Origin of the sequence: Paenibacillus antri, assembly GCF_005765165.1 — a bacterium.
GTDB classification, from domain to species: domain Bacteria; phylum Bacillota; class Bacilli; order Paenibacillales; family YIM-B00363; genus Paenibacillus_AE; species Paenibacillus_AE antri.
Genome location: NZ_VCIW01000013.1, coordinates 178,789 through 190,100 on the forward strand (window position 1 = coordinate 178,789; position 11,312 = coordinate 190,100).

At 45.5% G+C, this 11,312-nt stretch carries 14 protein-coding genes and 1 pseudogene; 13 read left to right on the plus strand and 2 right to left on the minus strand.

Annotation, left to right across the window (positions count from 1 at the left end; translation table 11 throughout):
* Positions 1 to 3: 3 nt before the first annotated feature.
* From FE782_RS19060 to FE782_RS19100, 9 genes are all read left to right on the plus strand, one after another.
* Positions 4 to 570 carry a GerMN domain-containing protein gene (locus FE782_RS19060; protein WP_138195829.1) on the plus strand — a complete coding sequence of 189 codons (567 nt, stop codon included), beginning with the start codon at positions 4 to 6 and terminating at the stop codon, positions 568 to 570.
* A gap of 208 nt (positions 571 to 778) precedes the next feature.
* Positions 779 to 1,735, plus strand: a complete 957-nt coding sequence (locus tag FE782_RS19065; protein ID WP_138195830.1) for a sigma-70 family RNA polymerase sigma factor — start codon at positions 779 to 781, stop codon at positions 1,733 to 1,735.
* Between the two features lie 62 nt (positions 1,736 to 1,797).
* The gene (locus FE782_RS19070; protein ID WP_138195831.1) at positions 1,798 to 2,223 is read left to right on the plus strand and encodes an SRPBCC family protein; all 426 of its coding nucleotides are present in this window, start codon (positions 1,798 to 1,800) and stop codon (positions 2,221 to 2,223) included.
* A gap of 9 nt (positions 2,224 to 2,232) precedes the next feature.
* Positions 2,233 to 2,670: a DoxX family protein gene (locus FE782_RS19075; RefSeq protein WP_202914565.1), complete on the plus strand. Its 438-nt coding sequence runs from the start codon at positions 2,233 to 2,235 to the stop codon at positions 2,668 to 2,670.
* Positions 2,671 to 3,058: 388 nt separating this feature from the next.
* The gene (locus FE782_RS19080; RefSeq protein WP_138195832.1) at positions 3,059 to 3,535 is read left to right on the plus strand and encodes a stalk domain-containing protein; all 477 of its coding nucleotides are present in this window, start codon (positions 3,059 to 3,061) and stop codon (positions 3,533 to 3,535) included.
* Between the two features lie 85 nt (positions 3,536 to 3,620).
* Positions 3,621 to 3,815: a GNAT family N-acetyltransferase gene (locus FE782_RS33335; RefSeq protein WP_138195833.1), complete on the plus strand. Its 195-nt coding sequence runs from the start codon at positions 3,621 to 3,623 to the stop codon at positions 3,813 to 3,815.
* A gap of 654 nt (positions 3,816 to 4,469) precedes the next feature.
* Complete coding sequence (locus FE782_RS19090) at positions 4,470 to 4,913, plus strand: hypothetical protein (RefSeq protein ID WP_138195834.1); 444 nt, start codon at positions 4,470 to 4,472, stop codon at positions 4,911 to 4,913.
* Between the two features lie 233 nt (positions 4,914 to 5,146).
* A complete protein-coding gene (locus FE782_RS19095) occupies positions 5,147 to 6,013 on the plus strand; it encodes a hypothetical protein (protein WP_138195835.1) in 867 nt (288 codons plus the stop codon).
* A gap of 112 nt (positions 6,014 to 6,125) precedes the next feature.
* Positions 6,126 to 6,968 (plus strand): tyrosine-type recombinase/integrase, encoded by an 843-nt coding sequence (locus FE782_RS19100; RefSeq protein WP_138195836.1) that lies wholly within the window; start codon positions 6,126 to 6,128, stop codon positions 6,966 to 6,968.
* Between the two features lie 405 nt (positions 6,969 to 7,373).
* On the opposite strand, the gene FE782_RS19105 is transcribed toward FE782_RS19100, so the two are convergent.
* Both FE782_RS19105 and FE782_RS19110 read right to left on the minus strand, forming a co-directional pair.
* Entirely contained in the window at positions 7,374 to 7,787 is a 414-nt protein-coding gene (locus FE782_RS19105; protein WP_138195837.1) for an ester cyclase, read from the minus strand.
* A gap of 14 nt (positions 7,788 to 7,801) precedes the next feature.
* Positions 7,802 to 8,563: an MBL fold metallo-hydrolase gene (locus tag FE782_RS19110; RefSeq protein ID WP_138195838.1), complete on the minus strand. Its 762-nt coding sequence runs from the start codon at positions 8,561 to 8,563 to the stop codon at positions 7,802 to 7,804.
* A 189-nt stretch (positions 8,564 to 8,752) separates the two neighbouring features.
* Between FE782_RS19110 and FE782_RS19115 the strand changes: the two genes are divergently transcribed.
* From FE782_RS19115 to FE782_RS19125, 4 genes and pseudogenes are all read left to right on the plus strand, one after another.
* Positions 8,753 to 9,199, plus strand: coding sequence for an Lrp/AsnC family transcriptional regulator (locus FE782_RS19115; RefSeq protein WP_138195839.1), 447 nt, complete (start codon positions 8,753 to 8,755; stop codon positions 9,197 to 9,199).
* 444 nt (positions 9,200 to 9,643) lie between these two features.
* A pseudogene (locus FE782_RS33340) lies at positions 9,644 to 9,727 on the plus strand (hypothetical protein); the annotation flags it as partial.
* Positions 9,728 to 10,159 (plus strand): NUDIX domain-containing protein, encoded by a 432-nt coding sequence (locus FE782_RS19120; RefSeq protein ID WP_238392564.1) that lies wholly within the window; start codon positions 9,728 to 9,730, stop codon positions 10,157 to 10,159. It abuts the pseudogene before it with no gap.
* A gap of 671 nt (positions 10,160 to 10,830) precedes the next feature.
* A complete protein-coding gene (locus FE782_RS19125; RefSeq protein ID WP_138195841.1) occupies positions 10,831 to 11,061 on the plus strand; it encodes a hypothetical protein in 231 nt (76 codons plus the stop codon).
* The last annotated feature ends 251 nt before the right edge of the window (positions 11,062 to 11,312 follow it).

Consider the following 11,312-nt stretch of genomic DNA (forward strand, 5'->3'; position numbering starts at 1 on the left):
GTCATGAAAAATATCGGATACGCATTGGCGTTGTTCGCCCTGCTTAGCCTTGCTGCGGGATGCGGCGCCAACCCTTCGGCCTCGCCCGAGGGGAAAGGGTACATTGAAACGGTATCGGATGGCGGCAACGGCGGCCATAACGGCGCCGGCGAAGCGAAACCGACTCCTACGTCCAATAAGATGACGATTCAGGCTTATTACACGGACGACGATATTATGGAGCTGCATCCATTCGTCCGGGAGATTGAGGTTTCCCCCGAGCATTCGAAGTATGAGGGCGCGTTCAACGCTCTGCAATCGGAAGATGGCGGGGTCACAACCCTCTGGAAACACGTCGAGCTTAACAGCATTACGTTTGTCGCCGAGAGTGGCCGACTGTCGATGAATATCAGTTTACCGGACGAAGCCCGGCTCGGGGCCGGAGGCGAAGCATTGGCCCTCGAAGCGCTCAAGAACACGATGTTCCAATTCGACGAGGTTAAGCACATCGAACTGACCGTGGACGGCCGACAGGTGGAATCGTTAATGGGCCATGTCGACCTAGAGCATCCGATAACCCGGCCGCAATGAAACGAGCCTTAAGAAGACGGACTTCCCGGAGGGAGCGGATTAAGGTAAGACAGCTCTTCTTGTTGAACTAGCAGGGACGTGAGTGCGCCGATGGTAGAGGAGATTTGCCCACAATTTGGTGGCGCAAGTCTTTTTTCTATATACAAACGGATTTTCCACTAGGTATGATAGTACTCAAATATTCTTTCAATAAAAGGTGGATGCCGCAATGAACGAAACCGCACCAGAACTTCAGTTATTCGACGACTTGAAGCCGGAGTTAACCTCGTTCTGTTATAGGATGCTAGGATCAATCGATGACGCGGACGATGCCGTGCAGGAAACCTTTATTCGCGTCTGGCAAAGTTGGAACTCCTTCCGACAGGAATCTTCATTTAAAACGTGGGCCTACCGGATTGCATCGAACATTTGCCTGGACAAGCTAAGACAAGCGAAACGCCGCATTCGCCCCGTAGACTTCTTTGACCCTGCGGAATCCATCGTCGAACCTCGCGAGACGTTGCCGGACTCGTCTTGGATCTGGCCGGCCCCTGACTTTTCGAATAATCCTGAAGATCTTTTCATCCGCAAAGATACATTGCATATCTGTTTTGTTACCCTCTTACAGCTCTTACCCCCTCGCCAACGTGCTGTGATTATTTTGAAGGATGTATTCGAGTGGCCCTCCAAGCAGATCGCAGAGACGTTAGGGATGTCGCCGGCAGCGGTGAACAGCGCCCTGCAGCGAGCTAGAGAAACGTTGGAGCGGGAACAGAATCGTTCCAATGAATTCAGCATGAAGGAAGAGATGCCTGATCGGGAGTTACTGTCGCGTTACGTGGAAGCCTTCGAACAATTCGATATTACCGCCTTGGTCGCCCTGTTTCATGAAGAAGGTCGGATGTCGATGCCTCCTTTCCCTATGTGGGTACGCGGCAAGGACGACTTGTTCAAGTTTTTTACGCTTACGCGTTTGCACTGCGAGGGGTCTCGGTTCATTCCGGTTTCGGCGAACGGCGGTTTCCCTGCGTTGGCGCAATATATGCCGAGCAAAGAAGAGGACGGCTTGGTTCCCTGGGGGATCCACATCTTAGAAATGAGAGACAAGAAGATCATCCACGTGCAAAATTTTATCAATCGAAAATTATTTTCCCGTTTCGGGCTTCCGGATCGATTGGACCGATGAATTCCCTCCGTTGGTTTCGTCTATAGATGTGAAAACCAAAAACAAGAGAGGGTGTTCTTACGATGGAAACGAAACAATTCACGAAGGTTACAGTGCAAGCCGTTATTCAAGCGCCGGTAATGAAGGTTTGGAAGTACTGGACCGAGCCGCAGCACATCACGAAGTGGAATCAAGCTTCGGACTCATGGCACGCGCCGAAGGCGGAGAACGATCTGCGGGTCGGAGGCAAGTTCCTTACCCGAATGGAAGCGAAGGACGGAAGCATGGGGTTCGATTTCTTCGGAACTTACGACGTCGTGAAGCCGCAGGAGCAGATTTCATACACATTGGGAGACGGGAGAAAGGTTGAGATCACCTTCATGTATCAAGGGAACGAAACCAAGGTGATTGAAATTTTCGACGCGGAAGGCACCCATTCTATTGAGATGCAGCAGGCCGGATGGCAAGCGATTTTGGATAATTTCAAGAAATATACGGAGGAGTCCTAGAATAGGGGGATGACAGTCCTGAAGATCGAGATGAAGACGAAAACGGGGATAACGATCGCAAACGACATCACTAAGGCGCGGCTTTGGTCGGCACGCGCCATGAGCGGAATCGTCATTCTGTTCATGCTGTTCGATGGCATCGGGAAAATCGTCAAGCCGGCACCAGTGGTAGAAAGCACGCTCGCACTCGGATTCGCCGAGAACCACCTTGCAACGGTGGGAGTTCTAGGTCTGCTCTGCACCATCTTGTATGCCTTACCGCGAACGCGGTTCTTGGGGGCGGTTCTGCTCACGGGCTACTTAGGAGGCGCGGTGGCCGCACATCTCAGGGTGGATAATCCATTGTGGTCTCATATGCTGTTTCCCGTCTATGTCGCCATACTTGCTTGGGGGGCGCTGTGGCTGATCGATCGAAAATTCCGCAATCTCCTCTGGGAACGCAAATAACTTAATTGCAATCCATGGGAAACCGGGCCTGCCAGCCTGCCCGTACGTTGACTGCTTGGCTGATCACCGAGGCTTGGCACTGCCAGACGAATACGTTTGAGCACAAGATGAAGCCGGCAAACGTTAAAGTGGTGACAGACAGATATTTCCTCCGCTGAGCCGCCTGTTGTGACAAGCTGCCTACCGAAGGAAACAGACAACCCTACATCCGTTTGTTAAGCTACCTCGGAGACGATAGTTCCATAAACGACCACGGCAGCCGGCCAACGATCGGCTGCCGTTTCCATTAAAGAAAGGCAGTTTAATTAAATGCATTCGGATTATATTGTTTGAAAGAACTTTAGGAGAGCCTCTTGCGTCATAATATATAACCGCGTCGGAGGGGGTTGTGATTATAAAAAAGTTATCAAGCTGGATTCCACTTACACTATTAACGTTCGGGTTGGCAATGTCTTTGAGTCAAAATGCTGCCGCAAAAGAAGTGAAGCCATTTGTTAAGATTACCTCAAGTGTTTTGGAGGATTCCTCATTTTACGGGGTCATCATTGATAATCGCACATACGTCAATTTAGAAGGTCTCAAGAAATGTTTACCTTTCTACGTGTTGGATAAAGGCGTTGGTTGGGAAGAAAAATCAAAAACTTTATGGGTATATGGAATTCCGTACCCAGATGACCCAAATGCGTATCTTAGATTTACTATTGGTGCTAGTGAATTCAGGGCTGGGGACCATATTTTAGAAGGAGATATCGAGGTGATTGATGGGCATATTTATATGCCCTTAAGACCAATAATGGAGTTTTATAACTTGGACATAAAATGGGACGAGAAAGACAAACAAGTGACAATTGATAACGATGATTGACTATTGACTTCGCTAGCTGGCAGTTTACATCAAGAAGGTAATATCGGATTTTAGCGAAGAAGTATACCAAAATAAGAAAGGGTAGATGGTTTGTGGTGAACTAGGCTACTTTATAGGTCCAGAATTTTGGAATAACGGCTATGGCGCAGAAGCGTGCGCTAAACTTGTTGAATTTGGCTTTAGAACGCTTGAGCTTGAAAGGAATTATGGAAGATGCATGGCAAAAAATACGGCTTCTAAGCGTGTAATGGAAAAGTGTGGGCTAAAGTTGAAGGTATAGCAAAACACGAGGTTTAAAGTGGAATAATTATGAAGATGTTATCCATTTATGATTGATTCGTTCTGAATGGATTAATTTCTGAGTTTGAAAAACAAAATGGGCAATATAACGCTACTTTCCAGTCGTTGGAGGCGAATATAAGCGAGGGGAGGGATAATCATGAGTCAAGGTATGGTCTATTCTATATTGTATGTTGGTATGATTTTTCTTTACGTTGCAGGAATTGCTTTAGCCTTATACGTAATATTTCGTGTACTACAGTTTATCAACCGCAAAGAAAAGCGAGACGCGAGGATGTTAGAATTACTCGAGGATATTTCAAAACGATGAAAACTATTGGGACAAGAGTTTAGCGATGGAACCGATCCATCGCTTTTTCTGCGTTCCGCGCGGCCGCTCATCTATCTGGCAGTTTAACGGAACTATGTAAATATAAAGGGAGTCAAATTTATATCATCTTTTAAGGGTGGGGATCCTATAAAAACTATTTACCAACCAGCATTAGTTGTAATCATGGTCTCTTTGTTGGGGTGTTCACCATCCCAGTCAAGCCAAGATGAAAATAAGAAAAATCCAAACGTATTAAGCGAGCCCCAAGGCTCCGATGTTGAAGAACCAATTAGAGGACAAACCAAAGAAGAAATTTAATTAGAAATGGGGTTGCCCTTAGCGGGCGAAAACGTGTTTAATCCAATAACAGTAAGCCCAAGAGACATAATTCAAGGCTTGGAGGTGGTCAAAATTCAAGCATTTGAAGGGACTCCCGATTACCCTCACGATACCGTTTTGGCGAGTTTTAGAGGAAGGATTATCGTTACTGGGAAGGAAGAATATTTGCCGGAGGATAAAGAATTTGGTTCTGATCAAATGGTCGTGCTCTTTCTTGATACTGCAGAGGAAAAGGATGTACCCATCTCCCATCATGGCCGATGGGAGCAAATGATCGCATTTAATAACCTAATGGAAGCCTCAACTTCACTCCACATCCAGCCGGGCGAAGTTCGGGAGAATGTGACGATTTTGTTGGAGGATAATACGTATGCATTTTTGCCGACGGACGCGTACAGTGTTGCGAATTTTGTAAGGATAGTAGATTGATATCATCAAGACTAATGGGACTATAGCTTAGCAATAGTACCGGTCCATTATCCAGACTTGATTTATTCAGGCCATTGAATAAACAGGGAGCAGTTCTTGCGAAGCAGATACTCACCGTTTCATTGAAGTAACTGGCAGAAGAGATCAACAACCGATGAATCCCCAGCAACAATTAACCATATTTGTTTCGTCAATACTATGACTAATTAATTGAAGCTTTGGGGGTAAATGACTTGAAGAGATCTTTGATGTCTCTTGTTTTTCTGTTGGTGATGATGGGCATCGTTATTGGATGTACGAAATCTGATTCGCAAAATGAAACGCCGATTGCTGGCATTGGAGATGATCTTCCTGTGGTCAGAGGTGAAACGCCTCCGTTGCCGAAGTTGAAATCGGGAAACGTTGAGATCCCAGTAGTATTGGGTTCCTACGCGTGGAAAACTGAAACTGACATGGTGGGACCGTTGGAGTTGCTCAGAACGAAAGGCTACGAGCCCGTTTCACTCGTTGGGGGCACCGAGATCGAAATATCTTTCGATTACGAACCGAATCCATCGGAAGTGTTCATCAGGGAAGTTGACCCAAGCGGCGAGGGTTTTATTTCCGAACAGAAACTGGAGGACGATAAATTTATCGCTTCCGACAAAGCGGGAAGGCAGATTTACGCGATAGACGCGAGATGGGGCGTAGAGGGGAATGTCGTGGACGCGGCGGCGATGTATTATTTTCAAGTCTCGATCGACAATGAAACTTTAGATGTATCCTTGGATAGCGTGTTAGCTACTCTTGATGAAGCGGGCATCCAGTATGCAGGAAGGAATGAATCCCCTAGTGCATACGACTTTCAAAGAGAAGGCGCTGAGCGATATTTGTATAAGCTTGAACCTGGAAAATTGACAGCTTACATTTTTAACGCGATTGAACAGAGAAGAGAAGTACAGCGTGACCCATTTCCAGCAGCGGGAGCAGTGCCCCCAAACGGATCATATGGAATGGGCAAAGTTCTCGTCTTTTATTACGATGGCGATAAAATAATGGCTGAGAAGCTTATGGACGCGTTTAAAAAGCTGGGTGCTGAGGAAGGAATTCACTCAGATTAGGTGACTACGCTAACGGAGACGCTAGTTCAATAATTTATTTTCAAAATAAGGATTAACCCCTCCCAAAGATAGTGAGGCTGATAGTAATTAGCATTGGGAGGGGTTTTGTTTAATGAAAATGACTCATCTCTGGAAATTGTATGAAGCCGATAAGCGTATTCTGGGTTTTAGTCCGCATACTTTAAAAGCGTATTCCCTTCAGTTTAAGGTACTTGTCCGTGAGATAGGTAACCTTAACATTAGTGAAGTGACATTGGACTTATTGAAGGAGTACCTGGCTAGACAGTCAGAGCGGCTAAAGCCTAGCAGCATGGGCCACCGTATACGCTTTATTCGGTCCTTGTTTCGGTTTGCTTTTGAGGAAGGACACATTGCGAATAATCCTACTACAAAGCTCAAAGAACCCAAAGTGGAAAAGAGGTTCCCCAAGTTCCTGATCGAGGAAGACGTGATTCATTTAAAGATCACCTGCGATTCTCCGCGCGAACACGCACTGCTGGAGTTCCTTTACTGCACCGGTTGTCGGGTTGGTGAGGTGCACAGGTTAGATATTGAAGATATCAACTGGGAGAGCTGTTCCGCGATTGTGCATGGTAAAGGCTCTAAGCAGCGGGAAGTGTATTTTACAACTGAATGCAAGGTCTGGTTAAAGAGATACCTTGAGGCGCGTAAGGATTCTTGCAAAGCGCTTTTCGCGACGGAGTCGGCTCCTGTACGGCGGATGGCAATACCCACCATTCGTTATGCGGTTAAGAAGCTTGCAGCCCGCGGGGAAGTTACGGCAAACTTTTATCCTCATCGCTTTCGTCATACATATGCTTGCCATTTACTTGATAACGGTGCGCCATTAGACTTTATTCAAGGGATGCTGGGTCACGAAAAGGCATCAACAACACAGATCTACGCACAATTACGCGGGGAACGTCGTCGGGAATTGTATAGGCGATATTTTTAGGGCCTTGGGCTCCAATGAACATACCCGCAACCTTCCAACCTTTGGAAGCGTACATAAAAAGTGCACGCAAACGATTGGAGGCGGGTAGTTTGTACTTGATTATTGGGTTGTGCGTTGTAGTCGTGCTAGGAATAATCAGTATAGACGTTAGGTTAAAGAAAAGATTGGAGAATGACGACCGCATCATTGAGAGGCTTGATACCATAATCAACACGCTAAAGAAAAACAATGACGAGCATAAGGAATGATCTAACCTTCGAATTAACAGGATGATACTTGGCTCTTGTTTAGGACATGACGGTAGCCTTTCATACGATTACGATTGGCTGCCGTTGTCCGTTGAAGTAACTGGGCAGTTTTATTTCATGTTTTAACAAAGAAAACAAGACCCTAAGACGGGTCTTGTTAGGAGTTTGCGGTAAGTTGCCGCAGAACGTCATGCACATCGATGTGGGATCTTTTCTCGATAATTTTTCCATCTGCAATTCGCAAGAGCATCATCAATGAAAATCTCACACGATTTCCGGTCGCGGGGACGCCGAGTAATGGGATGCCCGTATGTGTCCCTTCGAAAATCAAATACACTGCTACTCGGTCCCCTTCTGCAACCATACCTTCGATAGGCATCTTGAATCCCGGAAAGGCTGCAAAGTTCTTCTTTTCCGATTCTTTAAGACCTTCGACACCACGAAACCGTGTATCGACTTGAGGGTAGAAGACAAAATCCTCGTGGCAAAATGATTCAAGGGCCGCATAGTCTTCTCGCTCGATCGTCTCATAGAAACGACGGACTAGCTCTTTGTTGTCTTCAACTTTCATCCGCTGCATCTCCGTTAGAAAGTGTAAGCTTCCCCGTCATTCGGCACTCTTACATGAGAAGAGATTCCCTTCTCATTAAGGAAGCTTCGTAATTCTTCTCTAGACAACATCCAGTGATTTACTGCTTCCATATGGACCGAGAGAATGGTTGCTTCCGGAGCAGCTTTGTAAACGTTGTAGATATCCTCTTTCCCCATAACAAGGGAACCGCCTTGTAAGAACTGGTTGTCGCCGCCGTTGACGACGATGACTTCCGGCTTGTGCGTTTCGATTGTGTCTTCAACAGCCTCGTACCAAACCGTATCTCCGGCGAGATATAACGTCTTTTCGCTCGGATGCTTAAAAACGACACCGCACACATGACCGGCAAGCTTTAGGATTTTCCCTCGGCCATGCTCGCCTTTCGTTTTGACGAGTCCGATGTCACCAAATACCGTGTTTTCTTTCAATACCTCGATATTCGTGAAGCCAGCCTTGCCCAATTCATTCGCATCTTCTTCGTTTTGGGCGAACATCTTGATCCCCTTCGGCAACGTCTCTTTCGCGGCCTCGTCCCAGTGATCTAAGTGCAGATGGGTTACAATTACAGCATCAAGGTTTTCGGTGATGTGCTCAATGGATGTCGGCAAACCGACCAAAGGGTTATTTTGATCTTGTCTTGCCGAATTTGGGAAAGGAGGATATGCCCCCTTCTCTGCAAGGAAGGGATCAACTAAAATTTTCTTGCCGGCATATTGGACGACGAGCGTTGCATTTCGAATGAGTTGAATCTTCAATGGGTCGAGCTCCTTTACTTTTATATGGTATAGCTTCTCCTGCGCTCTGTTAATGAAAACAGGGTGCTGCTACCCGCTGGCTGTACGGCGTTGAACCGTATAATAAAATGATAAATAAAAACAGGAATGGGATCGATACTTTGACGAAACCCTTTTCGTAAAAACAATTTCATGGCGAAAGGAATAACTATGCTACTTGATCACATTGATATGCAGATCCTTCAGATCCTGACTAGAAATTCACGTATTCAATGGAAGGAGTTAGGCGAACAAATTCACATGACGGGGCAAGCCGTAGGGAATCGCATCAAGAAACTTGAGGATAACGGCGTTATCAAGGCGTATACCCTAATTGTTGATGAGATGAAATTAGGGTTAAACTATACGGCATTTGTCATTATTACCATGAAGTCGGCGAACCACGCTTCATTTATTCATCTTCTTAACAATCGGAATGAAGTGGTCGAAGCTCATCGGATTTCGGGGGAAGGTTGTTATCATTTAACGATCAAGGTGGCATCCCAAGAACAATTAAACCATGTTCTTAATCAATTACTCGATCATGGGAACTACAGCTTGAATTTGTCCGTACAGAAAATCAAACAACGTAGTGCACTGGATGCTACCTTTGAATGATTGAAAAAACAATAGGTTGGGAAAAGGAAATGTCGGATGATAAGGCCGCCGATTGGGGTTAGAATCAAATGTTACATGGCCGGCGCATTCAGCTATCGGGGACAATAGTGCAAACGTCTGAACTGCAGCAGGCGTGCGGCTGCTTTGACAAATAAGCACACCTTGGTATGCTTATTTATTTGACTATTGAAGTTCGATTTTTCAAGTCCCAGATAGGCAGACGGATTTTGCTTTCGACTGTCCTCCACCATTTGCCAATCGCTTCTGTTCCTGCTGGATGAGACGATCGGTCGCGATTTATGCGCACGGCACGGACCGGTTCCGCCTCTGATTGATCGCATAGCGAGAACAAGTTCTTCTCAAACAAGTGTTGGAAGGTATCGCCAGAAGTAAGGTAAAATCGGAGCGAGTCAAATATTACCTTATTTTGGGGGTGGATAGCTGATGAGATACAGCTATTGTCCAAAATGCGGCAGTTCCTTGCGACTTAACGAGAAGAACAGGCTCGTTTGCAAAGGGTGTAGTTTTGTGTTTTATCAGAATCCCACGGTGGGCGTTGCTATGATTCTCATCCGGAATGGTAAGGTGTTGCTTGGACGAAAGCGGGGACGATACAGCGGACAATGGTGTGTACCATGCGGTCATGTAGAGTGGGGAGAAGATGTGTATGATGCGGCAAAGCGTGAAATGTCAGAAGAGACAGGGCTTCGCATAGAGCTTACAACTCCATATACCGTCACTTCCCTTTATGGCGAGCCATACAGGGGCACTGAATGGTTTAATCCCAAGCAGCAGAGCGTCATGATCTGGTTTCTGGTTAAAGAGACCGGCGGTGAGCTATGTGCGGGAGACGACATCGACGAAGTGGGTTATTTTTCTTATGGGGAACTCCCCAAAATTGCTTATCCTGCACATGAAATCGTGATTCGCAAATTGTTGGAGGAGCAACTCATAAGCTAGCATCAACAGATAATTAACACAAATACCGATATGTTATTTGAGCAAATGTTTTACGCTAAACGGGTACTTTGGTGTAATTTTCAACATTGAAAGCGGAGTATTGAACAAATTGGTAAGGGGGGAGATTGTATGGGGAAATTTCTAAAATGCTTTATTATTGTTTTTGTAGCGTTATTGGTTTTAATCGGCATCCTCCATTTTATAGGGTATTTGAACTTACAAGTTGAGATGTGAACAAACTTAAGCAGAGTGCCGTGGGATAGACACGGTTGCATCGTTGTGTTAACGGAGAACGAGAGCCTGTCAATGACTACAGGCTGCCAACTGTTGCTTTTAAGCTTTCGGGCAACATAACCCAACTCAAATTAAGGGCGCAGGGTCTTTCAATGAAAAAATTTTTAGAGTATGTTACCAATCACCTTATGGACACTTTCTTGGGTCTTCTTGGGTTATATTTAGCATGCTCTGGAATTTTTGATTCTATATAGTTCCGAGTGATCCTTATTTTTCCTTGTTTATTGAAATAACGAATTCGATAGTTCAGAAGCAAACTACACAGTCGGCCTGACGATCGGCTGCCGTTGTTCGTTGAAGTAAAACTGGGCAGTTATGTGCAACTTCTGGTGATTGGAAGCGTATCTCCCTTAAAGTGTACCGAGGGGATAGGTGATATGAAAAAGGTTGGTTTTTTATTGATTTCATTAATTGCAGTTTTAATTATCTTTGGGGGATATCAACTCCAGAGACCTATTCTTACGGAACAAGAGGCTGCATCAAAAGCAAAACAATATCTTGAAACAGTGAACCAAAAATTAGATTTAAGTTATAACATAAATATTGTTGAGATAGGAGCATTAAATAAAGATACGTTTTGGAATAATGTTACTGGTAATCGAACTTAATATATCCATATTGACGGTGTAGCTATCTTTCTTGAAGCGGATTCTGGCGAATTTACTCAAATGATTTTTCCTTTGGATGGTGTAATCGCTAAGGAGGAGCATCCTGACTGGTTTCGTTAGGCATTCATTAAACTAACGGAGACAAGAGCCCAGCGATAAAATTTACTGCATTTATTCGGAGGGCCGCATAATATTGGCGGTTTGGCTGTGAAGGAGGGGGAGTATGCTCTACATATTTAGCGGTTTGCCAG

Coding starts and splice junctions, on each gene's coding strand:
- FE782_RS19060 (WP_138195829.1), top strand. CDS start 4: ATGAAAAATATCGGATACGCATTGGCGTTGTTCGCCCTGCTTAGCCTT.
- FE782_RS19065 (WP_138195830.1), top strand. CDS start 779: ATGAACGAAACCGCACCAGAACTTCAGTTATTCGACGACTTGAAGCCG.
- FE782_RS19070 (WP_138195831.1), top strand. CDS start 1,798: ATGGAAACGAAACAATTCACGAAGGTTACAGTGCAAGCCGTTATTCAA.
- FE782_RS19075 (WP_202914565.1), top strand. CDS start 2,233: ATGACAGTCCTGAAGATCGAGATGAAGACGAAAACGGGGATAACGATC.
- FE782_RS33335 (WP_138195833.1), top strand. CDS start 3,621: ATGGTTTGTGGTGAACTAGGCTACTTTATAGGTCCAGAATTTTGGAAT.
- FE782_RS19090 (WP_138195834.1), top strand. CDS start 4,470: ATGGGGTTGCCCTTAGCGGGCGAAAACGTGTTTAATCCAATAACAGTA.
- FE782_RS19100 (WP_138195836.1), top strand. CDS start 6,126: ATGAAAATGACTCATCTCTGGAAATTGTATGAAGCCGATAAGCGTATT.
- FE782_RS19105 (WP_138195837.1), bottom strand. CDS start 7,787: ATGAAAGTTGAAGACAACAAAGAGCTAGTCCGTCGTTTCTATGAGACG.
- FE782_RS19115 (WP_138195839.1), top strand. CDS start 8,753: ATGCTACTTGATCACATTGATATGCAGATCCTTCAGATCCTGACTAGA.
- FE782_RS19125 (WP_138195841.1), top strand. CDS start 10,831: ATGAAAAAGGTTGGTTTTTTATTGATTTCATTAATTGCAGTTTTAATT.